The organism is Mycobacterium shunyiense (genome assembly GCF_058270075.1).
The window spans coordinates 137,622-161,009 of record NZ_JBZDPU010000017.1; the positions used below are offsets into that span (position 1 = coordinate 137,622).

Annotated in this window: 21 protein-coding genes and 1 pseudogene; 13 read left to right on the forward strand and 9 right to left on the reverse strand. The window is 64.2% G+C overall.

Translation table 11 applies throughout. The features are described 5' to 3' along the window. Window positions 1–16: 16 nt before the first annotated feature. Together AC4ELH_RS21690 and AC4ELH_RS21695 are read right to left on the reverse strand one after the other, a co-directional pair. Window positions 17–670, reverse strand: coding sequence for a response regulator (locus AC4ELH_RS21690; RefSeq protein WP_448445253.1), 654 nt, complete (start codon window positions 668–670; stop codon window positions 17–19). Next, window positions 667–1,968, reverse strand: a complete 1,302-nt coding sequence (locus AC4ELH_RS21695; RefSeq protein ID WP_448445136.1) for a sensor histidine kinase — start codon at window positions 1,966–1,968, stop codon at window positions 667–669. The genes AC4ELH_RS21690 and AC4ELH_RS21695 overlap by 4 nt, the downstream gene beginning before the upstream one ends. Before the next feature lie 316 nt (window positions 1,969–2,284). On the opposite strand from AC4ELH_RS21695, the gene AC4ELH_RS21700 reads away from it, so the two are divergent. Continuing rightward, window positions 2,285–3,802, forward strand: a complete 1,518-nt coding sequence (locus AC4ELH_RS21700) for a serine hydrolase domain-containing protein (protein WP_448445251.1) — start codon at window positions 2,285–2,287, stop codon at window positions 3,800–3,802. Window positions 3,803–4,188: 386 nt separating this feature from the next. Here AC4ELH_RS21700 and AC4ELH_RS21705 read toward each other — a convergent pair whose 3' ends face one another. Both AC4ELH_RS21705 and AC4ELH_RS21710 read right to left on the reverse strand, forming a co-directional pair. After that, on the reverse strand, window positions 4,189–6,891 hold the full coding sequence (locus AC4ELH_RS21705; RefSeq protein WP_498886521.1) for an ATP-binding protein: 2,703 nt from the start codon (window positions 6,889–6,891) through the stop codon (window positions 4,189–4,191). A 14-nt stretch (window positions 6,892–6,905) separates the two neighbouring features. Then, a complete protein-coding gene (locus AC4ELH_RS21710) occupies window positions 6,906–7,313 on the reverse strand; it encodes a hypothetical protein (protein WP_498886523.1) in 408 nt (135 codons plus the stop codon). A 979-nt stretch (window positions 7,314–8,292) separates the two neighbouring features. Here AC4ELH_RS21710 and AC4ELH_RS21715 point away from each other — a divergent pair. Continuing rightward, a complete protein-coding gene (locus AC4ELH_RS21715; RefSeq protein WP_498886525.1) occupies window positions 8,293–10,167 on the forward strand; it encodes an ATP-dependent nuclease in 1,875 nt (624 codons plus the stop codon). Further along, entirely contained in the window at window positions 10,160–11,647 is a 1,488-nt protein-coding gene (locus AC4ELH_RS21720) for a UvrD-helicase domain-containing protein (protein WP_498886527.1), read from the forward strand. The genes AC4ELH_RS21715 and AC4ELH_RS21720 overlap by 8 nt, the downstream gene beginning before the upstream one ends. Before the next feature lie 245 nt (window positions 11,648–11,892). Here AC4ELH_RS21720 and AC4ELH_RS21725 read toward each other — a convergent pair. Then, window positions 11,893–12,003: pseudogene (locus AC4ELH_RS21725) on the reverse strand (CAP domain-containing protein); the annotation flags it as partial. A 186-nt stretch (window positions 12,004–12,189) separates the two neighbouring features. On the opposite strand from AC4ELH_RS21725, the gene AC4ELH_RS21730 reads away from it, so the two are divergent. The 7 genes from AC4ELH_RS21730 to AC4ELH_RS21760 all read left to right on the forward strand — a co-directional run bounded on the left by AC4ELH_RS21730 (window position 12,190) and on the right by AC4ELH_RS21760 (window position 17,874). Then, window positions 12,190–13,038 carry an SDR family oxidoreductase gene (locus tag AC4ELH_RS21730; protein WP_498886529.1) on the forward strand — a complete coding sequence of 283 codons (849 nt, stop codon included), beginning with the start codon at window positions 12,190–12,192 and terminating at the stop codon, window positions 13,036–13,038. 170 nt (window positions 13,039–13,208) lie between these two features. Beyond that, complete coding sequence (locus AC4ELH_RS21735) at window positions 13,209–13,403, forward strand: ferredoxin (protein WP_498886531.1); 195 nt, start codon at window positions 13,209–13,211, stop codon at window positions 13,401–13,403. Further along, the gene (locus AC4ELH_RS21740; RefSeq protein ID WP_498886533.1) at window positions 13,400–14,605 is read left to right on the forward strand and encodes an NAD(P)/FAD-dependent oxidoreductase; all 1,206 of its coding nucleotides are present in this window, start codon (window positions 13,400–13,402) and stop codon (window positions 14,603–14,605) included. Before AC4ELH_RS21735 ends, AC4ELH_RS21740 begins: the two co-directional genes overlap by 4 nt. Beyond that, window positions 14,602–15,489: an NAD(P)-dependent oxidoreductase gene (locus AC4ELH_RS21745; protein WP_498886535.1), complete on the forward strand. Its 888-nt coding sequence runs from the start codon at window positions 14,602–14,604 to the stop codon at window positions 15,487–15,489. The genes AC4ELH_RS21740 and AC4ELH_RS21745 overlap by 4 nt, the downstream gene beginning before the upstream one ends. Then, a complete protein-coding gene (locus AC4ELH_RS21750; RefSeq protein WP_498886537.1) occupies window positions 15,482–15,883 on the forward strand; it encodes a carboxymuconolactone decarboxylase family protein in 402 nt (133 codons plus the stop codon). The genes AC4ELH_RS21745 and AC4ELH_RS21750 overlap by 8 nt, the downstream gene beginning before the upstream one ends. Beyond that, on the forward strand, window positions 15,873–17,111 hold the full coding sequence (locus AC4ELH_RS21755) for a cytochrome P450 (RefSeq protein WP_498886539.1): 1,239 nt from the start codon (window positions 15,873–15,875) through the stop codon (window positions 17,109–17,111). Before AC4ELH_RS21750 ends, AC4ELH_RS21755 begins: the two co-directional genes overlap by 11 nt. A 61-nt stretch (window positions 17,112–17,172) precedes the next feature. Next, window positions 17,173–17,874 (forward strand): TetR/AcrR family transcriptional regulator, encoded by a 702-nt coding sequence (locus AC4ELH_RS21760; RefSeq protein WP_498886541.1) that lies wholly within the window; start codon window positions 17,173–17,175, stop codon window positions 17,872–17,874. Here the strand turns inward: AC4ELH_RS21760 and AC4ELH_RS21765 are convergent. Continuing rightward, window positions 17,871–18,812: a class I SAM-dependent methyltransferase gene (locus AC4ELH_RS21765; RefSeq protein WP_498886544.1), complete on the reverse strand. Its 942-nt coding sequence runs from the start codon at window positions 18,810–18,812 to the stop codon at window positions 17,871–17,873. The two genes, AC4ELH_RS21760 and AC4ELH_RS21765, sit on opposite strands and share 4 nt — an antisense overlap. 61 nt (window positions 18,813–18,873) lie before the next feature. After that, window positions 18,874–19,068: an acyl-CoA thioesterase gene (locus tag AC4ELH_RS21770; RefSeq protein ID WP_498886545.1), complete on the reverse strand. Its 195-nt coding sequence runs from the start codon at window positions 19,066–19,068 to the stop codon at window positions 18,874–18,876. A 327-nt stretch (window positions 19,069–19,395) separates the two neighbouring features. Between AC4ELH_RS21770 and AC4ELH_RS21775 the strand changes: the two genes are divergently transcribed. The 3 genes from AC4ELH_RS21775 to AC4ELH_RS21785 are packed head-to-tail and all read left to right on the forward strand — an operon-like array spanning window position 19,396 to window position 21,823. Further along, complete coding sequence (locus AC4ELH_RS21775) at window positions 19,396–20,217, forward strand: SDR family NAD(P)-dependent oxidoreductase (RefSeq protein WP_498886547.1); 822 nt, start codon at window positions 19,396–19,398, stop codon at window positions 20,215–20,217. Continuing rightward, window positions 20,214–21,368, forward strand: a complete 1,155-nt coding sequence (locus tag AC4ELH_RS21780; RefSeq protein WP_498886548.1) for an acyl-CoA dehydrogenase family protein — start codon at window positions 20,214–20,216, stop codon at window positions 21,366–21,368. The genes AC4ELH_RS21775 and AC4ELH_RS21780 overlap by 4 nt, the downstream gene beginning before the upstream one ends. After that, complete coding sequence (locus AC4ELH_RS21785) at window positions 21,365–21,823, forward strand: Zn-ribbon domain-containing OB-fold protein (protein WP_498886550.1); 459 nt, start codon at window positions 21,365–21,367, stop codon at window positions 21,821–21,823. Before AC4ELH_RS21780 ends, AC4ELH_RS21785 begins: the two co-directional genes overlap by 4 nt. A 20-nt stretch (window positions 21,824–21,843) precedes the next feature. Here AC4ELH_RS21785 and AC4ELH_RS21790 read toward each other — a convergent pair whose 3' ends face one another. Beyond that, window positions 21,844–22,254 (reverse strand): Zn-ribbon domain-containing OB-fold protein, encoded by a 411-nt coding sequence (locus tag AC4ELH_RS21790; protein WP_498886552.1) that lies wholly within the window; start codon window positions 22,252–22,254, stop codon window positions 21,844–21,846. Beyond that, window positions 22,251–23,387, reverse strand: a complete 1,137-nt coding sequence (locus AC4ELH_RS21795) for a thiolase C-terminal domain-containing protein (RefSeq protein ID WP_498886554.1) — start codon at window positions 23,385–23,387, stop codon at window positions 22,251–22,253. The genes AC4ELH_RS21790 and AC4ELH_RS21795 overlap by 4 nt, the downstream gene beginning before the upstream one ends. Window position 23,388: the final 1 nt, after the last annotated feature.

Genomic DNA, 23,388 nt, shown 5'->3' on the forward strand with positions numbered 1-23,388 from the left:
CGTCGCATCACCGCGGTCACGATCCCCAACCGCGCAGATACGTCAGCACGGCGCGCACCCGGCGGTGCTGCTCGCCGTCGATCGGCAGGCCGAGCTTGGCGAAGATGCTGCTGATGTGCTTCTCCACCGCGCCGGCGCTGACGACCAGGGTGCGGGCAATGTTCGTGTTCGACCGGCCCTCCGCCATCAGTGCGAGCACCTCCTGCTCGCGCGCGGTCATCTGTCGCAGCGGGTCATCACGCCGGCGCCGGACCAGCAGCTGGGCCACCACATCGGGGTCGAGCACCGTGCCACCGGACGCCACCCGCTGCACCGCATCGAGGAAGTCGGCGATCGCCACGACCCGGTCCTTGAGGAGATAGCCGATCGCGCCGGCGCCGTCCGCCAGTAGGTCGTCGGCGTAGGACACCTCGACGTACTGGGACAGCACGAGAACTGGCGATCGGGCCACCCGTCGCCGGGCTTCCACTGCGGCACGCAGGCCCTCGTCGGAGTGAGACGGCGGCATCCGGACGTCGACCACCGAGACGTCCGGCCTGTGCTGTTCGATCGCCTGGACCAGCGACGGGCCATCGCCGACCGCGGCAACCACGTCGTGGCCGTTCTCGTTCAGCAACCGGATGAGGCCTTCCCGCAGGAGGACCGCATCGTCGGCCACCACCACTCTCAACACAACAGTTCCACCCCGATCGTGGTTGGCCCACCGGCGGGACTCACCACACTCAGCGTGCCACCGCCGGCCCGAATCCGATCGGCCAGACCCGCCAGGCCGTGGCCCTTGGCCACGTGAGCACCGCCGTCACCGTCGTCGACGATCTCGACGCGCACACCGCCGGGACCGTGTGCGACCGTGACCCAACAGTTCTGTGCACCACTGTGTTTGGCGACATTGGTCAGCGCTTCGGCCACCGCGAAGTAGGCGGTGGTCTCCACCGCGGCGTCGAGCCTTCCCGCCGGCTCGCCCAGGGCGGAGTCGACCGCGAGCTCGACCGGGATGGTGCACCGCGCAGCCAGTGCGGCCAGCGCGCTGGGCAGTCCACGGTCGGTGAGTACCGGCGGGGCGATACCGCGGGACAGCGCACGCAACTCGTTCAGCGTGTCCTGCGTCTGACTGATCGCCTCGTCGAGGGTGTCGCGCAGCGGCCCCGGATCACCATCCAGGTGCTGGCGCGCGCGACCCAGATCCATCGCGAGGCGGATGAGCCGCTGCTGCGGTCCGTCGTGAATGTCGCGTTCCAGCCGGCGCAGGGCGGTGGCCTCGGCGGAGGCGGCCGCGGCCTTCTGTTCCGTCAGCACGGTGATCGTCTGACGCAGCTCGGCCACACCGGTCAACAGGGCTCGGCTGAAGCCCGCTTGGAGCACGGCGCACCCGCGCACCACGAGCGGGAGGCTGATCAGACAGACCAGACCGATCGCGGTCTGGAAGGCGATCCGGGCAAAAGCGCTGTCGCCGAGCCCGATCAGCTGGGCAAGCGAGGTGTTGTCGGGGCTGCGCGGGATGCTCCAGTCCCACAGAACGGTCAAGGTGCCGGCGATCGCCGAAGCCCACCAGCTGATCACGATGGTGAACGTGAGCACCGCGACCGGAAAGCAGAGAATGCCGTACACGAGGTCAAGCCAGAACTGGCCCTGGGTGAGCGGGGCGAGGATCCGCTTCCAGACGCCCGCACCCGGCGGGGCCGCCCGGTAGACGGGCCGGCTGCGGGGCCGACGCAGCACGGCCGGAAAGCGAAGCCGCTCGATATCGGCGAACAGGCGCGCCACGAACAGGGTGCCGACGAGGATCAGCAGGCCGACACCGATGACCAGAGTCCCGATCCCCGCTGACAGTCCGGTCACCAGCACACTGAAACTCACTGTGGCGAGCGGAAATCCGAGCAGTACATACCCGGTGTCCACGCCGAGCTGCCGAAGGCGGCCGACTCGTTGGGGCTGCGCCGTGTTCCTCGACAGGGTCCCGCTGGTCATGGGCTCGACGCTACGCATCTGTCGGATCCGCTCCCATCCGGCGCGCCTGCGTGTCCGGGGTAGGGCTGTCCCCACCCTCGCGGTAGTAGGACATCGGGCTGTCTGCCCCGCGGGCTCTGCGATTCCTCCGATGGTGTTGCCCGCTGAGCACTGTGGCGAACGTGCAGCCTTCTGTCTGATCTTTGGTGCCTCGCCACAAGAACCTGCACGTTCGTCACAGTGCGCCGCGAACATGTTGGGGTGCGAAGGCGCGGCGTGTTTCAACGCCCAACTTCCTCGCACTGTCCACCGCCCGGCTACCGTCGATCCGGTGGCAATGTCACGGTCGCGTCTTGCTCGGCTCTGCACCGTCGGAACCGTCGTGTTCACGATCGCCGCGGTCACATCGTGCGGGCCGTCGACACGTCCACCGGCGGCCAGTTCCACGTCGACGGCGACTACGCCGGCACCCACCGCCCCACCCCCCACGACGGCAGCCGTCGTTCCCACCGGTGACTTCGCCCCGGTGGTCCAGATCATCGACGACGCGATCGCAGCGCCCCGGCTGCCCGGAGCGGTGGTCCAGGTCGGCCACGGCGGAAACATCGTCTTTCGTCAGGCTTTCGGTTCACGCAAGCTGGCCGGCGAACCGGGGCTGGACGGGGCACCTGCCCCCGCCGAACCGATGACCGAGGACACGATCTTCGATCTGGCCTCGCTGTCGAAGTGCCTCACGACGGCTGTTGCCATCCTGCAGCTCCACGAACAGGGACGGGTTCAACTCGACGAACCCGTGCAGACCTACCTGCCCGACTTCAACCCCAACAACGACCCACGCCGTGCGCGGGTGACAGTGCGCATGTTGCTCACCCATACGTCGGGCATCGCGGGAGATCTGAGCCTGGACGGGCCGTGGGGACTGGACAAGCCCGACAAGGCCGAGGGCATCCACCGTGCCCTCGGAGCGTGGGTGGTGTTCGAGCCCGGGGAGCGGTTTCACTACTCCGACATCGGCTTCATCATCCTCGGTGCACTCCTCGAGAAGATCACCGGTGAAACCGAGGACACCTACATCCAGAAGAACGTGTTCGCACCGCTCGCGATGACGGACACCCGCTATCTCCCGGTCACCAAAGCATGTGGCCCGCACCAGGTTCGGGGAACTGCCATAACGCTCGATCCGCATGCACCCAAAGTTGGCGACTGCCCGGCCGGTACGTGGAACACCGATCTTCTGGCGCGCGTCGCACCCACGGCGCTCGACGAGGACACCCCGGGCCTCAATCCGGACTTCGGTCATCCGCTGCGCGGCACCGTGCACGATCCGACGGCCCGACGCATGGGCGGAGTGGCCGGCAGCGCCGGGGTGTTCTCCACGGTGAACGATGTCGGCCGGTTCGCGCAGGCGCTCCTCGACCGCCTCGCCGGACGGCCGAGCGCGTTTCCACTGAAGCAGTCCACGCTGGCATTGATGACGACCCCCCAGCAGCCGGGGCACAACCCGGCACAGGTCGATGCGGCCAACAACGCCAGCCGCGAAGCCGTCGAGAACACCCCCAACACAACACATCCCCTGCTCGCACCGCACTATCCCGCCATCGCCGGCCAAGACCTCCGCGGATTCGGTTGGGACATCGACACGGAGCAGTCCCGGCCGCGGGGCATGGTCTTTCCGGTCGGCAGCTTCGGGCACACCGGCTTCACCGGAGTGACGTTGTGGATGGACCCGGGGTCGGACAGCTACGTCGTCGTCCTCGGGAACGTGATCCATCAGCGCGGCGCCCCGCCCATGGCCGGGCTGAGCGGTGAAGTGGCCACACTGACCGGCCGGGCCCTACATCTGTACGGGACCTAGCTTGCGACGACCCGCTGTCGAGATGCAGCGAAGATTGACAAGACACGCCTGCCTACTTTGACAAGACTTCGGCGTGTCGCGGAGGCTTGTTAATCTTCGCTGCATAATCCCTGGTCAGGTTGATTCCGCCCGAACCTGACTGAATACGCTCGATGCTCCGGGTCTCGGCGACGCTGGCAGCCCGTCGCCTTTGATGAGGAATACTGACACGCCGCTGGCATGTGACGGCATGCCGTGCTCTGTCAGCTATGAGAAGAAGTATTCCTGGTCGCCAGAATCGCCCCATAGCAATGGCCGACAGTTGTCGACTCGAACGGTCAACATTGGCATCGGGAACCTCACGAAATACCCTGATCGGCGTTAGAGCGGGCTAGGCTGCCGCAACTTTAGTCTGTCTGCAAGATGGACCGGACAGACCACCGCGGATCGCGCAACAGCATGTCCCGTGCCGAGGAGTTCTGACGATGCGGCACAGCAACCAGCTCCCGCGCCAACGCTCGTCGTACACGCACATCCGGGTCGTTGCACAATGCGACCCCAAATTCGTCTGGCATATCGGTCGATTCGGCCCACATGATGGCTGCGAGGCTGCGTAACGTCCAGCTTCCTTGAGCGAGCATGCCGATACTGCCACCGATTTCGGTTTGGACAAGCTGAAGCGCCTTGGTGACTCTATAGTCGTCGTCGGTGCCCACTCCGATAAGCCGTAACGCCGTATCGCGCACGAGCTGCTTCTCCTCGGGAGTCTGAGCCAGTTTCGCCGCCAAGAATGTCGCCGCTGGCCTGCAGTCGCTCTTGTCGTTGATCCGCATCGAGCCCAGCGGGCTGCTGAAGGAAGCATTGAACTCGTCGGCTTGAGAACGAGGTGGGTTGGTCGCGAAGTCTATGGCGTCACGCAGGAAGTTTCGGCGGTGGTCCTCATCGAAGTCATCGACTAGGTTGCTCGCGGCGATCAGGTAGCTGTCGCGGTTTGTAGCTGGCTCCCACGGTGATCGAGCGTTGGATATGAGCATCCTGACGCATTCGATTCGGTCCTCCACGGCCAGGGTAGCCGCGAGCAGGGAGTCACTGACATCTCCTACTCCTGTTCCGAATCGACCTGCCCCGTTAGTTGTTGGTGTTTGTATGCGCCGTGCGGCGGCGCGGGCTGCCTCTTGGGTGACGCTGTCGGCATCTCCGTAGGCCAGGAGCGCTGCGGCGTCGCGGTTGCCGCCCTCGGCAATTTTTGTTAGTCGACCTCGGACCTGTTCAAGGTTGGCTACCAGCACATCCTGGGCCGATGATCTAAACGGATGCGCTCCCCGCGCATACAGCCCAACGAGTTGTTCGAGCGCCATCATGTGAAGGTCACCACTGTGGGCCGACGCAATTCCTGCGGCGATCTCGATGTGACTCCCATCGGTGTACCTGTAGTGGTGCTCTTCCACTTCGACAGCCGCGGAGAGCATTTCGAGGAGGCTGAGCGCTTGATTGGGTGAGAGTCGCGCGGCAACGGCTGCCAGCAAACCGTATCCAGACAGGCTCATCTTTGGACTCAGGAATGGAGAGTCAAGGCGTGTACCAGACTTGACGTCATTGATTGCACTGAGCGCGAGTTCGACGACCGTGTCGAAGCCCTCGTCGGGGATAAGGTCGGCCTGCTCGGTGGCGAACTGCAGTGCGCTCGCTGCGACCCACGACAGGGGGCTCTTCATCATTTCGGTGACATCGTAATAGCTGTCGCCGAACGCTTTGGCGACTCCGCGTGCGCCTTCGTAGTCGCCTGCCCCGATCGCGTACACAGCGGCGAGTGCAAGTTCCCCGCTGTCGCGGTAGCACTGTCCGAGTAGGAGGCGGGCCTCGCGCTCATCGTGGAAGGATGCGGACCGTATCCCGTCCAGAAGCTGCCGGCGAAGGTTAATCGAGGCGGTTCTGGCTTTGTCATAGTGCAGTGCGGCCAATGCGTATTCACGCACGTGGCCGGCGCTGGGCACGATTCTTGGCTTGGATGGCCGAGCAGACAGCGCCACCGCCAATGGCTGCCACGTGTCAACTGCGGGGCCGCCGTATCGGTTTGCGATGAATCGTTGGCTGTAGAGCCAGTCTGCTGCATCCATGTTGCGTTCGGACAGACATGCATCGCCGATGGCATCGCGCCACTCATTGTCAGCTTCAACCGGTGCTGCCAGAAGGAGTAGGTGCCGAGCATGCCGTGCTCGGGTCAAGGCTCTGAGATCGCGCGGCATGGCAGATCGCGCGTCTTGGAGCAGACCGTTCCAGTCGCTGCTAGCGTCCGCCAGAGTCAGGCGTAGCCGCACAGCAACGTCGTTGTGGCGGGCAGCGATGGTGTTCGCAGTTACCTCGATCTGGTCTCGGTGCTCGACGATCCACGCCAGATCATCGTTTCCGAGAGCGTGTTCAGCGGCGAACAGTACGGTTCGGGCTTGATCGGCATCGTCGGCCAATGCAAGTGCGCCCGAAGGTAATTCGATTGAGACGGGTACGGGGGTATGGAGAAGATCGGACACGAACTCAGCGATGGCAAATGCGGCGCCGAGCGCCGGCGTGCGGGGCTCTTGCGATCGAGTGGACCCGATCGCGGAGAAGCCCGCCAGTTCTCGCAGCATCCCGACAACACGGTCGACCTGCACATTGCTGCCAGCCCGATCGGCGGCCCAGAGCGCGTCCATGAGCAAGCGGATCGCGGTGTCTTCATCGCCCGTAGCGACACAGAGCTCGGCGACTCGTCCATTGAATTCGGCTGCGTGACCGGGGAATCCCGCGTCAATCAATCTGGTCTGCACATCTCGGTAGAGTGCGAGAGCGGCGCCAGGATCGTCTGAAGCAACTTGGTTGGCTTGATCGAGCAAACCCTGAGCGTCAGTGCTCGAGAGTGGTCCGAGGAGGACTGCATCTGCGGTGGCCACGGCATTCTGTGCGGCTAAGGCCGCTGCGCTCGCCGGCCAGTCGGCGACGGGCTGCAAATTTACGTGGAGATTCTCCACGTTGAGGTTCTCGACACTGCCGATGTTGCCGATGGCGGTCGAATTGTTCTGGGCTGTCGCCGAAATCCGGGCTACAGCCTCGCTTGACGACGACGTCTCTGTCACGTTGGCCCGGCGATTCAGGAGCCAGATGGCTCGGTCGGCGGCTGACCGACATTGAGGGTGCCGATGATGCCGATCTCATTGACGGCGACGGAGCCATTGTCGGCCCTTAGGTTGATGTTCTGCCCGTGTGCGCCGGCCGATTGCTGTGTGGCCGCGCCACCGTCCTTAACGTCACCGGGAACGAAGTTGTTGCCTTGCGCTTCCTCAACTTCGCTTGGAGTCAACCACGCCCAGACGCCACACCCAATTACCCCGACGAGTGCGAGCACGAGCATCATCCACCACCACCACGCTGGGTCGTCTCCACTTACCTTGTTGATGAAGAAAGCCTCAGCGGCAGCGAACACTGTTCCAACGGCGAAGGGTTTCCAGCGCCGAGCGATCTTCGATACGGCTGACATCGAGGTGCCTTTCGTCGGCATGGTGCATGCGATATTCGTTCGAACTTGCCTTATGAAACTTACATCTTCGTGAGCGGCTTGATAACGCAGATAGCAGGTAGGTACGCATGATTGAGAGCACCTGCGGCAGCTGGCGTCAGATATCGGACCCGAACAAGTTGCGGTCGCCCAAGTCCTCGCTAGCGAGCATCTTCTCGAGGCCTCCTGTAACCGCCCCAGAACGCCGGTGCCTTAGTCGATGGCCAGGTCGAAGACGCTCAACATTTCGACCCAACACCGGACCCCGCGGCGAGCTGGCGGATGTCCGGGTTTTTGACCATGCACTCGTCGATGCCAGCTTCGCCTAACGAGCGTCCATCGACAGCCACTTTGAACCTACTGAGGTATTCATCGCTTACCGTGCAAAACAGAAACAATTGGTCTGTGTTCCCGCTGCCACAAAGAGCAACCCCTCGGAGGCTAGATTGTTCAGGCGTACCGCGTTGGCAAGCCGTCCAGCGCCGAACCCCACCTACCATGCGCCGACACCCCTCGGGACTGCCACCATCCAGTGCGAATCCGACTTTTCACAGCGAACTTCGGTGCTAGGGTTGCCGTCGTCTTTACCGTGAGACGTCTAGTCATAGGCAGTCTCGGTTCGAGGCGACGCGTGTACAGCCCAGGGGCAGGAGTTCTGCAATCATGTTTTTGCGTTTGTCGTTCATACCGGCGACCCGGTGACTCAAACGCCAAGAACCCGTTCGCGCTGTAGCGGAGTTATCGAGGTCGTGAGCATGACAATGGCCCCTTGAGTTCTGTCCTTTCGGCTCCGGCATAGTCGGCATAGTCCGGTCACTTGCTGCACCCTGCCCCCTGTGCAGCATTGTTTAAACCCATACGGGATTGATTGCCGGCACGGGCGCCCATCAGGTCTGCCTGTTGATCGAGCAAGGGCGAGCCCGACTGTGGATGACGGACAAATAGATGGTCTTGACTCTCCAATTCACTCAGTGAGGTTTGTATGAGAATTCGCCGTATCGATGTTCAGAACTTCCGCGGCATCAAGTCCGCGTCGTGGCGACTCCCCAAGGACCGCAGGCTTTTCGCCCTCATTGGCCCGGGTGACTCCACGAAGACGACGCTCCTGACTGCGATCGAGCGGGCGCTGCATGACCGAGCAGGTATGACGTTCAACGACACGGATTTCTACGGGTCGGCGGTTGACGAACCCATTCGCATTCGGGTAGCGATTGGCGACCTGCCGGACGAGCTGATTGCGATAGACACGTTTGGCACTTTCCTGGCCGGAATCGATGACGCCGGTGAATGGACGCACGACCCGGTCGATGAGTCGGAACGGTGCGTGATCGTCGAGCTTCTCGTCGAGGCCGATCTCGAGCCGGTGTGGCAGTCCTACCGGCCCCCGCTCAGCGGGTCACAGGACCAGGACGAAGAGCCGCATCCGGTGCGCGCACGACACCGGGCCCGAATGACCGCGTACCGCATCGACGATCGCGTCGATGCTCACCTGCGCTGGTCGACGACATCGTCACTAGGCAAGCTCACCGCAAAGCGTGGTGACACGAAAGCGACTTTGACTGCCGCAAGCCGCGCTGCGCGGGACGCAGCCGCGGCTGCGGTCACCGAGGATCTCAAAATCCTTGCGCAAGAAGTACAAGAAGCCGTCCACGCTATCGGAACTGCCAGGTTCGACGAGCTGAAGCCCGGCCTTGACGTGTCGCTATCTAGTACGCGGGGAAACCTCGCACTGTTTGAGGGGGACGTGCCGCTCACTAATTTCGGGCTCGGTACCCGTCGGCTGACGGGTGCTGCGACCCAGCAGCTGGCCAATGGTGGCACAGCCACGCTCCTAGTCGACGAGGTGGAATACGGCCTCGAACCTCACCGCCTCATACATTTACTGAGTTATCTGAGAGACAAGGACGCTTTCTCGCAGGTGTTCATTACGACTCACTCGCCGACCGCGTTGCGACACCTCGAACCCGATGACCTGACCATGATTCGTTCCGCTGCGGATGGAACCACGCAGGTTCGATCACTCGGCGACCCGCTTAGTCTGCGGGGGTTGCTGAAACGCAGTCCTGAGGCGTTTTTGTCGCGCCGGATCGTGATCAATGAGGGCAAGACCGAGTATGGGGTTGTGCTGCGACTGCTACATGAGTGGGACGCACGCCCAGGGCAGACCATCCCATCGGCGGCCCTTGGGGTGGTGGCATTGGAGGGGGACGGGGGCACCGGGTCATGCAAGTGGGCAAAGGAGTTCCTCGGCGTCGGTTATGAAGTCGTCCTGTTCATCGACAGCGACGACCCGAGTGCGAACGCCATGGTTCCCGGTGTGGAACAACTCGGCGGCGTGGTCGTCCAGTGGCCCGGGGATGCGTGCATCGAATCGGCGGTGTGCTCTCAACTCGACGAGACCGGCCTCAATGCCTATATCGGGGCCGCCCTCGACGTCGCCGAGGACCCTGATGCGTCCAGGCAGTCGTTCACCGACCACTTGCGCAAACATGCCGTGGTCGATGGCGTCATGGCGGAGGGCATCGAAATCCTGGACATGACCACGTGGACGGCTGCGGGCATCAGCGTAGACGCTTGCCGGGCCGCGGTTGGCTTAGTGTCGAAGTCGAAAAGCTGGTTCAAACGCGTCGATAAGGGACAGCGTCTAGGGACTTTTATCTTGGAAGCCCCAGCGCTGCAAACTGGCCGATTCAAGGAAACAATCGACGAACTCAGAGCTGCGATCTACGTAGAGTCGGTGCCCGGGCAGCGGACCACGGCTGCCGTCACCGACGACAGCCACACACAGCCAGAGATACCGACGAGCCGTCCGGGCTCCACTGAACCACCCGTCGCGCCCGGATCTGCCGATGCCTGAGGAGATCTCACCCGAACTGGCGGCGGACGCGGCTGAGTTTGCCGCGGCGCTCCCGGCCTCAATCGAAATGCCGGCCGGTGCTGGGAAGACCCACTTGTTGTCCGCGACTACCAAGCACATCCTCGAAGCGGGCGGTCGTGTGCTGGTTCTGACGCACACCAATGCCGGTGTATACGCCATCAACTCACGCCTAAAGCGGTTCGGAATCACGAAGGGCGTCCAAGTTTCGACGATCACCTCATTTGCGTTCCGCCTCGCGCGTGCCTACCCACAGCTAGGCGGTCTGTGTATCCCCAAAGTGATGGTTCCGGCGCAGTCGCAGTCCTACGTCGAAGCGGCCACGAGAGTCGCCGAGAACGAGAATATCCGGGCCGTGCTGGCCGCCTCGTTCACTCACCTACTGGTTGACGAGTATCAGGACTGCAGCGAGACGCATCACGCATTCGTGTCCGCTGTCCGTGTAGCTGTCCCAGCGGCAGGGGTGTTCGGCGATCCTTTGCAGGCCATTTTCGGGTTCAACGAGCGACTCGCGGACTGGGCCGCTGTGCAGGTTGAGCTGCCTCCGCACCCAACGACAATCAAGCCGAACCGGTGGTACGGCCACAACGAGGAGCTCGGGCACTGGCTCTTGGAGATCCGCCCGCACATGGTCCCTGGCCATGTAGTGAGGTGGAAAAGCATCGCACTCCCGAACGGTGTGACGTTCCAGAACATCTCCGGGAACTCGCACGGCTTGCTGGAAGCCGCCCTGAAGGCCCGCGCCCCGGACGAGACCGTCCTCATCATCGCTTCTCGCGCCAACAGTGCTCGCACGATAGCCGGCAATCTCAACGGAGCTTTCACCGTGATGGAAGAGATCGCCGGGAAGTTCATGGCCGCGCATTTACACGGCTTGGCCAATGCCAGCCCAACCGAGTATCCACTGTGGCTGTTTGACCTGACTAAATCGTGCTATTCCGGCCACGGCGTTCTCGACACCCAGACTCTGCGCAAACGCTACGCGAAAGGTAGAACCGCGAGCGATCTGCTGGCTGGCCGCTCAAGCAGGGCTGGTGCTGAGCCTGCGATCCGAGCGTTCGATTCGGTGATGCTGGACCCAACGCTGCCAGCTCTGGCCGCGGCAATGACCGTCGTACCCACATCGCCAGCGCTGCAACTACACTCACACGAGGCCTGGTACGACGTGCAGGCGTCGATCCGTAGTGCAGTAGCTCGCGGGGGCGACACTGGAACGTTGTTGGACGAGCTTGCCAAGATACGTGAGGTGCTCAGATACGCCGGTCGGCGCGAACGCAGGCGCATTATCTCCCGCACCCTCTTGGTCAAAGGACTGGAATACGATCACGTCATCATCGCGAACGTCAACGAGCATGCGAGCATCAACGATCTGTATGTAGGCCTCTCGCGAGCACGTAAGACAATCACTATTCTGGGAACGAGCGACACCCTCCAGCTACAACGGTCACCCAGAGGCACCTGAAGCGAAGCACTGCTTCGATTCGCCCGATAACACCCGACTATGTCGCACGGCAGCTACGTCGGCGTCGCGCCGGCGACTACTCCGTCTGCCGCCGCGATGGAACCCGTTGGCGGACTTCACCTACATCAGGCATACCGTCGACGCACTTGACCTTGAGCGCGTGGGCGATTGGTGCAGCAGAAGTCCGCCGCCTACCTGGTGACCGCAACGCGGACAGAGCCACCGTTGAGCCGCCGTCGCGCGGACTAGTTCGAAGGATAGGCCGGCGTCGGGTACGTGCCGCACAATGCCCACGGCAACCAGTTGAAGAAGAACTCAACCTCGTCGCTCGTGTCGTAGTCGGGATTCGGATCCATGTTCGACCCCTTCGCCGGGCCGCACTTCGAGACATTGTATCGTCGCAATCAGACAATGCAATAACTGTTTAACTGTTTAAGTCCTGCGCTGGACTCGCCGTCGGGACTGAGGCGAGCCGGCCTGGACCACCCGCCCGCTCACCTGATCCCCGAGCCAAGCTCAAACCAACCGCCAGGAGGACAACCATGTCGCTTTCCGGGAAGACCATGTTCATCTCCGGCGCCAGCCGCGGCATCGGCCTGGCGATCGCCAAGAAGGCCGCCGCCGACGGCGCCAACATCGCGCTGGTCGCCAAGACCGCCGAACCGCACCCCAAGCTCGAGGGCACCGTCTACACGGCGGCCAAGGAGATCGAGGAGGCCGGCGGGCAGGCCCTGCCGATCGTCGGTGACGTCCGCGACGGTGACTCCGTGGCCGAGGCCGTCGCCAAGGCCGTCGAGCAGTTCGGCGGCATCGACCTGTGCGTCAACAACGCCTCGGCGATCAACCTCGGCTCCATCGAGGAAGTGCCGCTCAAGCGCTTCGACCTGATGAACGGCATCCAGATCCGCGGCACCTACGCGGTGTCTCAGGCCTGCATCCCGCACATGAAGGGCCGGGAGAACCCGCACATCCTGACCCTGTCCCCGCCGATCCGGCTGGAGTCCGAATGGCTCAAGCCGACCGCCTACATGATGGCCAAGTTCGGAATGACGTTGTGCGCGTTGGGTATCGCCGAAGAGATGCGCGAGGCCGGCATCGCGTCCAACACGCTGTGGCCGCGCACCCTGGTGGCCACCGCGGCCGTGCAGAATCTGCTCGGCGGTGACGAGGCGATGGGCCGGGCCCGCAAGCCCGACGTCTACGCCGACGCCGCCTATGCGATCTTCAACAAGCCGGCACGCGAGTACACCGGGCAGAGCCTGCTCTGTGAGGACGTACTGCTCGACAACGGCGTCACCGACCTTTCGATATACGACTACGCACCCGGCTCCGAACTCGAGCTAGACCTGTGGGTCGATTCCCCCAACCCGCCCGGTTACACGACTCCGTAGCGGGGGCGCCAGCGCCTCCCCAGACTGGCCGCTGCGCCATCTAATTAATTAGTACAGTTATCTAATGTGTGCTACATCACGACGCTGAGGCGTGCGCGCTTGCATCCGTCGGGTATAGCCTCACCTTGTACTGAACTTAGTTAGGTTAAGTCTGAAAGGGGTGGGCGCAAATGCACATCACTATTGACGAGACGAAGTGCTGCGGTGCGGGCCAGTGTGTGCTCGCCGCACCAGGTGTGTTTGACCAGCGTGAAGATGACGGCGTCGTCATTCTGCTCGATGCAGACCCGCCCGCAGAACATCACGACCAAGTGCGCGAGGCGGCCGCGGTATGCCCTGCCGCTCTGATCGAGGTGCACGAATGACACCGGCGCCGGGAGTCGTGATCGCCGGCGCGTCAGCGGCCGGCCTGGCAGTTGCTGAAGGCCTGCGACGGGATGGATTTTCCGGACTTCTGACGATGATCGGCGAGGAAAACCGGCTCCCTTACGACCGCCCGCCCCTATCCAAGGAAGTGCTGTCGGGATCTTGGCCCGACGCCAAGACGCGCCTACGGGAGCCCGATACCTTCACCAAGCTCGACATCGACCTGCGGCTGGGTACGCGAGCAGACCACGTCGACAGCTCCGCCCGCACCGTGATCTGCTCCGACGGATCACGCGTCGCGTACGACAACCTGGTGGTCGCCACCGGTGTTCGGCCCCGCCCTCTGCCAGGTACCGAGGGCATCCGGGGCGTCCATACGTTGCGCACCCTCGACGATGCCCAGCAGCTGCGGTCGGTGCTCGACTCGCATCCCCGCCTCGTCATCGTCGGGGCGGGGTTCCTCGGCGCCGAAGTCGCTTCGGTCGCGCGCACCGCGGGTGCAGACGTGACGCTGGTGTCCGATATCGCCTCGCCCCTGTCCGATGTACTCGGCGCCGAAATCGGCGAGCTGTTGCTGCGCGCACACCTCGACCACGGCGTGCGCCTGAAAACGGGCGTCAAGGTGGCGAGCGTGACGCATCGCGACAATCAGGTCACCGGAGTAACGCTGGCCGATGGCTCCGCACTGCAGGCCGACGCCGTACTCGTCGCGATCGGATCGATGCCGAACACCGAATGGCTTGCCGGTAGCGGCATCCCGATCGGCAACGGGGTGATCTGTGACCAGTTCTGCCGAGCGCTGCCCGGAGTATGGGCGGCCGGCGACGTCGCGTCCTGGGACCACGTAGGCCTCGAGCAGCGCCTCCGGCTGGAGCATCGCACCAACGCCGCGGAACAGGGCGTCGCGGTGGCGCGCAACATCCTCGCCGGCGACAAGCCCACACCATTCACCCCCGTCCCCTACATCTGGTCGGACCAGTACGACCTGAAACTCCAGATCTACGGGCTCACACGCGGAGCCGACACATTCACAGTGATCGACGGCGATCTCGCGCAGCGGCGGTTTGTCGCGGTCTACGGCAAAGCCGGGCGGGTCTGCGGCGCAGTCGGCGCCAACATGATTCGTCCGCTTCGTGCCGCACGTGCCCTCGTCGCCGACCGGTCGCCCTGGTCAACCATCAAACAAGGAGTCAACGTATGAGTGTTCAAACCGACACTGCCACAGAAGAATCCGTGCGCGTTGCGCCCCGGGCAGGAGTCATCGGACTGGGCGCCATCGGTGGCGGCGTCGCGGTAAGCCTGGCGCGTCGCGGACGCATACCCGTCGTCTACGACATCCGCCCCGACGCCGCCAACGACCTGCCGGGGGTGCCGCCGCCGGCATCCTCACCCGCCAATGTGGCCCGTGAGAGCGACGTGGTTCTGGTCGCAGTCGTCGACGCCGATCAGGCACGAAGCGTGCTGTGCGCCGACGACGGTGTGCTCGCCGGCGCCCATCCCGGGCTGATCGTAGTGCTGCTGAGCACGGTCGCTGTCCCGGTGGTGCACGAGCTCGCGCGGGCATGCTCCGCCAATGGTGTCGAACTGCTGGATTGCGGTGTCACCCCGGGCGATCAGGCGGCGCACAACGGTCTGGTCGCCATCCTCGGCGGAAATGACGAAGCGGTGCATGCGGCGATGCCGGTGCTGAACGACTTCGCCAAGAAGGTGGTGCATTGCGGGCCGCTGGGCGCAGGGATGGCCACCAAGATCGCCCGCAACGTCATCACCTACGGCACTTGGCGCGCGGTCCACGAGGCCGCAGAGCTGGTCGGGGCCGCGGGAGTCGCACCTGAACGCCTGATCGAGGTCGTCCAGTCCGCAGATCCTGACGGGACCACGTTGTTCTCCTGGTTGCACAATCAGATTGCCGCACAATCAGATACCCGCGCGCTTCTCCCGCAAATACGCCGGCTGATGGACAAGGACCTCGCGGCCGCACAGGAATTGGCCGGTGACTGCGGCGTCTCGGTGCCGCTGGTCGACGCTGCCCGCAGTCACGGCACCGAAACCCTGGACATACCTGAGAGGACTACTGATGAGTGAGACCACCGAACTCGGTTTGAAGACCATGGATGCGGTCTACGGGCCCGGTTTCGCCGAGTCACTCCCCGACGAGTGGACGCCGATGCTCGAGAACACCGTCGACCACCTCTTCGGCGAGGTATGGAGCCGGCCGGGTCTGTCCATCCGGGATCGCCGGCTGCTGGTCCTCGGCGCCACCGCCGCACTGGGCCGGGCCGATCTGGTCGAGATTCAGGTGCACGGTGCGCTGGCCAACGACGAACTGTCGGCCGGCGAACTGCGCGAAGCCGTTCTGCAACTGCAGTACTACGTCGGCTGGGGCAACGGGACCCAGCTGAACAACGGCGTCGAAGCCGCACTACGCGCCCACACCGAAAGCAACCAAGAGCCTGAAGACAACGACGATGACCACTGAACTCGAACTCGAAGTTCCCGCCATGCCGATCGAACGGCAACGCCTGCTCGATCCGCCGATGGCGTACTACCACCTGCGCGAAGAACAGCCCATCGCCCGAATCCGGTTCCCCAGTGGGCGAATCGGTTGGCTGGTCACCCGATTCGAGGAGGGCAGTCAGGTCTTCTCCGATCCGCGCATGAGCGCCATGCGGCCCCGTCACGATGTCGCACCCGAAGATGGCGTCGACCCATATGCGAACGAGACCGCGGAGGCCGCCGACCCCACGTTCGTGTTGATGGACGAGCCCGATCACAGCGCCTACCGACGCTTGCTGTCGGGGCGATTCACCCCCAAAGCGGTCCAAACCCGGTTGCAGCCCTACATCGACCGGATCGTGACCGAACACCTCGACGCCATCGAGGCCCTCGGCGCGAACGGTGAACCCGTCGACCTCGTCGAACACCTGGCCCTTCCGATCCCCTGCCTGGTCATCTGCGAACTGCTGGGCGTGCCCTACGCGGATCGGGACAAATTCCACCACGCCACCGAGACGATGATGGACACCAGCCGCCCCCGCGCCGAACGTGATACCGGTGCACACTGGCTGCGCGATTACATCACCGGACTGGTCGCCGACAAGCGTGCCGATCCCGCTTCGGAGGGATTGCTGGCCGACCTCATTCGCAGCAGCCAGGAGGAGGGATCGATCCTCACCGACAACGACCTCATCTCCATCGGTGTCCTACTACTGTTCGCCGGACACGACACCACCATGGCGATGATCGGTCTGTCCACACTGACACTGCTCACCCACCCCGGGGCGCGCCAGAATCTGGTGGAGCATCCCGAGAAGGTGGGGCCGGCCGTGGAGGAACTCCTGCGCTATCTGACCATCGTCCAGTTCGGCCTCGGCCGCACCGCCAAGGAGGACCTCGAGATCGGCGGCCAGCAGATCGCCAAGGGTGATCTCGTGGTGGTCGCCATGCCGGCGGCCAACCGTGACCCGCGAGTATTCGACAACCCTGACGAGCCCGACTTCGATCGGAAGATGACCCGTCACCTGGCGTTCGGCTACGGGGTGCACCAATGCCTAGGCCAGAATATCGCCCGCGCGGAGCTGAAAACCATTCTCCCGCAGCTCTTCACCCGGTTTCCGGGGCTGTGTCTGGCGACACCGCTTGACCAGGTCGAGATGGATACCCATGGGACGAACTACGGCGTCCGCGAACTGCTCGCCACCTGGTGACGCCACACCCGGCGATCGACACCGCTTAGGCTGGACGGGCGGTGTCGATTCCGGAGGTGCGGTGGAGCGGGTGACGGATGTGCCCGAGCGGCGACGGCGCCGCCGGGGCCAGGGAGATCTCCGGGGCGAGGTGCTCGATGCGGTGAACCGGCTCCTCGACAAGTGGGGCAGCGACGAAAAGCTCACCATGCGGGCCGTCGCTCAAGAGGTTGGAGTCGCGGCGCCGAGCATCTATCTGCACTTCGCCGACAAGGCCGAGCTCGTCTGGGCCGCACTGTCCGACAAGTACGCCCAACTCGCCGACCGGATGGACGTGGCTGACCGCGCCGCCGCCGGCGACGGGCCGCGGGAGCGGTTGCAAGCCCAAGTCCACGCTTACTGCCGATTCGCCATGGACAACCCGGGCCACTACCGGTTGATGTACGAAATCCGCCAGCCGGCGGTGGACCCTGAACGGATGGGGCTGCACCCGGCCCGGCAGGTGTCTGGGCGGCTACGCAAGGCGTTGGCCGCCTGCGCCGATGCGGGCTATCCGCTGTCCCTGCCGCTTTACCAGGCGGCCCACACTCTCTGGACGGGGCTGCACGGCCTGGTCTCGGTGCAGCACAGTCTGGCTATGGCCGGCTCAGCGGACCAGCTCGACGACCTCGCCGATGGTCTGGTCGACGTGCTGGTCAGCCCTGAGCAGCGCGACGGACCCGCCTATCCGCCGCAAACGGAGGCGGACCGCTTCATCGCGCAGACGGTCGTCGAGGACCGCTAGACCAACTGTCCCTCGACGAACATGCTTTGCGGAATGCCGTCCTCCAGATCGGTTGGCACTGGTCGGCCATTGCCGGCCATCAGGTCGGGCGCAGTGATACCGGTAGCTTGCCAGCCGTGCCTGGTTAGCCAGTCGACCACTTCGGTCCGCTCCTCGTCGTAGAGGAGATTGCCCACCGCGACGGCATCGGACCGGCCGAGCTTGGCTGCGGCCTCGCGATACTGCTGCATCTGCTCCTCACGGCGTGCGAGGCTGTCGGCGCTGAAGAATTCGTTGGTGAATTCCTCGACTGCCACCCGGCTACCCGGTGCGCTCAGGCTCGCGATCCGCTCGAACAGCACGTCCTGCGCATCGGCGGTCAAGTAGGGCAGCAGTCCCTCGGCCGACCAGGCGGTCGGCGCCGCAGGGTCGAATCCCGCCGCGCGCAGGGCTGCGGGCCAGTCATGGCGCAAATCGACGGGAACACCGACATGCGCTGCTGCCGGCGGAACCCCGTGTGATTCCAACGTCGAAGTCTTGAACTCCAGCACCTTCGGCTGATCGAGTTCATACACCCGGCTGTCTGCCGGCCAGTCCAACCGCCAGGCTCGAGCATCGAGGCCGGCAGCCAGGATCACCGCCTGCCTGATACCTGCGCCGGTCGCGGCCACGAAGAACTCGTCAAAGTACAAGGTGCGCGAGGCAATGTAACCCTTCATCGCCTGCATCCGCTCAGCGATACGCGGGTCGATCTCGGTGAGCTCGGGCGGCAGGTCCCCCTCGCGTACATACAGGTTCGGCACGCCGTCACCCACCGCGTCAAGGAACATCTGCGCATACGGGTCACGGATCAACGGGTTCTCGCTATTTGTCTCCGCGGCACGGCCGGCAGCCACGCCCAACGCAGTGGCACCAACACTTTCAGTGATGTCCCAGGTGTCGTCTTCGCTTCTGCTCATGGGAATCCCCTTCTACAACGCTCGGCGACTACGGTAAGCGTACGCCCATTGGTTATATGCGCTAACTATAACGCCGTGGCGGAAAGTGCCCCTCCTGACCGGCCACGCACATCAGCTCCCCGGAGCGGTTGTAGAAGGTGCCTGTCGCTAACGCGCGCCCGCCGATCCCGGTCGGTGAGTTCTGTTCGTAGTACAACCAATTGGCAAAATCAGCAGACCGATGGAACCAGACCGTGCGGTCAAGTATTGCCGACACGGCAGCGCGCTGAGGTAGGTCAGCACGCAGCTGTTGACCACGGGATCAGCCGGAATCTCACCGCGTGCCCGCAGCCAGATCCGGCCCACCATGCCCGATGGCCTCTCCGCATCCATGGCGACGCGCGGCGATCTGGCCGCCCACGATGTGATGGTTCGGCGCATCAGGCTAGATACCTTCGAAGGTGTCGAGCCCGATCACCGCAAGATCGAACAGATTCAGCAGGTCAGTCACCGTTGTGAGCATTCAGCCCCGATCTTCATTTCATCAAAGCGATAAATAGTTTACTGTTTCATGGAATATCGGTGCGAAGGAGGAGACGGCGACGTGCGAATCATCGTCACAGGCGGAAACAGTGGCGTCGGCAGGGCGACCGCGAGCGCGATGGTCGCGGCAGGCCATGAGGTGGTGATTGCCTGCCGGACCCTGAGCAAAGGACACGAAGCCGCGAAGACCATGGCGGGGCAGGTCGAGGTACGCGAACTCGACCTGGCTGATCTCACCAGCGTGCGCAAGTTCGCCGACACCGTCGACGCTGTCGATGTGCTGGTGAACAACGCCGGCGTGCTGGGGCTGCCGCTGACGCGTACCGCCGACGGCTTCGAGGCGCACATGGGCACCAACCACCTGGGGCACTTCGCGTTGACGTGCCTGCTCGGGGACCGGATCCGCGATCGCGTGGTGTCGGTGGCGAGTACCAACTACACCACCGCGCAGATCCACTTCGATGATCTCAACTGGGAGCGGCGTCGGTACCATCCCTTCGCCGCGTATGGCGAGTCCAAGCTGGCGAACCTGTTGTTCGTGCGTGAATTGGTGGCCCGCGGCAAGACTGCGTACGCCTCGGACCCCGGAATGACCGACACCGCGATCACCCGCGACGGTTCGGGCGCGCTGCAGTGGGCAGGCCGAGTGCTCGGGCCACACATCGGCCAGGCGCCGACCAACGGCGCGCGCTCAACGGTGCAGGCAATCACGACGACCCTGCCCAACGGCACCTACTTCTCACCGCGCGGTCTGATGCACCAATGGGGCAAGCCGAAGCCCACCAAGCTCAAGGACAAGGCCATCGACCCGGACAGCGCAAGGCGGTTATGGGAGCTGTCTGCCGAACTGACCGGCTGCGAGTGGCAGGAAGCTTCCTCGTGACCGTAGCTCGCCTGCTGCCGACCGCCGAAGCGTACGAACTGGTGCAGCTCGCCGCTGATGTCGCCGACAAACTGCTCGACCCCGTCGTCGACGAGCACGAGCGCAACGAGACGTACCCGGACGGGGTCTTCTCAACCCTCGGCGAGACGGGTCTGCTGACGCTGCCCCACCCCGAGCAGTGGGGCGGGGGCGGACAACCCTACGAGGTTTATCTGCAGGTCCTCGAGGAACTGGCGACCCGTTGGGCGGCGGTCGCAGTGGCGGTCAGCGTGCACGTCCTGTCCTGTCATCCGCTGATCGCGTTCGGCACGACCGAACAACAACAGACCTGGTTACCAGCCATGCTGAGCGGTCAGACGATCGGCGCCTACAGCCTGTCCGAACCTCAGGCCGGCTCCGACGCCGCAGCATTGGCGTGCAAGGCCACCCCGACCGACGGAGGCTATCGCGTCAACGGTGCGAAGGCCTGGATCACCCACGGCGGCGTGGCCGACTTCTACAGCCTGTTTGCACGCACCGGCGAAGGCGGACAAGCTATTTCGTGCTTTCTGGTGGACAAGGGCACCAAGGGTCTCTCATTCGGGAAGCCGGAGGAGAAAATGGGGCTACACGCGATTCCGACCACGACCGCCCACTACGACGACGCATTCATCGAGGCGCAGCGCCGTATCGGTACAGAGGGTCAGGGTCTGCAGATCGCCTTCAGCGCGCTGGATTCCGGACGACTGGGCATCGCGGCCGTCGCGGTCGGCCTCGCTCAGGCCGCCCTCGACGAAGCGGTCTCCTACGCGCAGCAGCGGACCACGTTCGGCCGCAAGATCATCGACCACCAAGGCCTGGCATTCCTACTGGCCGACATGGCCGCTGCGGTGGTCTCCGCGCGCGCCACCTACCTTGATGCCGCACGCCGACGTGACGCAGGACTGCCCTACTCACGCAACGCCTCGGTCGCCAAGCTCGTCGCGACGGATGCAGCGATGAAGGTGACCACCGACGCGGTGCAGGTCCTCGGCGGCTACGGATATACCCGCGACTATCGTGTCGAACGCTATATGCGCGAAGCGAAGATCACCCAGATTTTCGAAGGCACCAATCAGATTCAGCGGCTGGTCATCGGCCGGTCGCTGCACGCTACGGGAGGCACGAAGTGACGGCTGAGACCGAATATCGGCGGCCACAGTTGCGGCTGGCGCCCAGCCCGACCGCCGAGTCGCGCGCCTTCTGGACCGGGGGTGAGCGCGGTGAGTTGCTGATCAACCGCTGCCACAGTTGCCGGCACTTCTTCCATCCACCCGGTCCGGTCTGCTGGCGCTGCCGCAGCACCCACGTCGCGGCCGAACCGGTGTCCGGCCGCGCCACGGTGGCGACCTATACGGTCAACCGCCAGCCGTGGATCCCCGGCTTCGAGCCGCCTTACATCGTGGCGATGGTCGAGCTGGATGACGAGCCCGATGTCCGGCTCATCACCAATGTCGTGGGGGTGTCCGAGAACGACATTCAGATCGGCATGGCCGTCGAGGTCTTCTTCGAGGACTGGACTGCACTCTCCGGCGCAGAAGACAGCCGGGTCTGGATGCCGCTGTTCCGTCCGGTCCACACGGCCTGATCTCCCCAGCGCGAGCGGAGTTACGCTACAACGAACTCTGGTATGCGGTAACCACTTTCCCCGAGGTCGGCGATGCGCAGCTTGACCTGTTGACCTATTCGTACGTCCGCGGGATCGGCGTCGATGACGGCGCTGATCCGCAGTCCAGGCTGTTCGGCGAGCTCGATCAGCCCGACGATGTATGGCGGTATCCGGCCCGGCACCAGCGCCTGGCGGACCACAATGTAGCTGAAAACCGTGCCTTCGCCACTGACTTCCTCGAAATGCACTGCGCCGCCGGTGTACCGGCTGCGCTCCAGCGGCGGATGAATCCACGTGCCGGTGTCGTCGCAGCGGCACAGCATCAGCTTGCCGTCCTTCAGGCCTTCCCAGTACGGCGCGGTATCCGGATCGGGCACCGGAATCGGTGGCAGGAGCATAGGATTCGTCATGGCTTCTCCCGGCTGTAGACGTTGGCGCCACCGAAGGGGCCCCCGCCCGCGGTGACCAGGGCCAGTTGAGCGCCCTCGACCTGGCGCACACCGGCCCCGTGCCGCAGCTGCAGCGCCGCCTCGTAGTGGTGGTTGAGGCCGTGGATGTACCCCTCGGACAACAGGCCCCCGTGCGGGTTGACCACCACGTCGCCACCGTAGGTGGCCCGCCCAGTGGAGAAGAACTTGCCCACCTCGCCCTTCTCGCAGAAGCCGAATCCCTCCATGGTGGCCATCACCGTGTAGGTGAAGCAGTCGTACATGCACGCCACGTCCATATCGGCCGGCGTCAGGCCGGTCTTCTCCCATATCTTCGGTCCTGCTGTGCGCGAGTACATCTCGGTGGGGTCATCCCATTCGCTCCAGCCTGATCCACCTTGGGAGTTCGATGATCCGACCAGCCACATCGGCGGCTGCTTGGTATCGCGCGCGATATCTTCGCCGGCGATCAGGATCGCCACTGCACCGTCGACCTCAGAGGTGCAGTCCAGCACCCGGAACGGTTCGTTGATCCAGCGTGCGGCGAGGTACTCGTCCATCGTCAACGGCTCGCGGCGCAGCGCGTGTTCGTTGGGGCCGGCGTGTGCACGCTGGGTGATCGCGATCTGCCCGAGATCCTCTGAAGTCGAGCCGTATTCGTGCTGATGCCGGCGGGCCCACATGGCGAACCACTGCGGCGGCACCATGAAGCCCGACGCGGTGTCGAACTGATCGTGATGCTGCACCTGCATCGGGCCGTCGACATGGCCGAAGCGGTGGCCGGACCGGCCGTTGAGCGACCGGTATACCAGCACCGCCTTGCACAGGCCGGCCTCGATCACCGCTGCGGCGGTGGCGATCTGGTCGGCGACCAGGTTTCCGCCGCCGTACATGGCGTTGGCCCAGGCCAGTTCGTCGATGCCCAGCGCCCAGCCGACGAAGATCGGCTGTTCGGAGTCGTTGACCATGAACGTGCAGATGCCGTCGACGTCGGCCGGTGTCAGACCAGCGTCGGCGATGGCGTCGCGGCACGCGGCCACCGCCATCCCGCGGGTGGTTCGGCCGGAGTTGCGCGAATACCGAGTCCGCCCGATACCGACGACAGCACAAGTCATG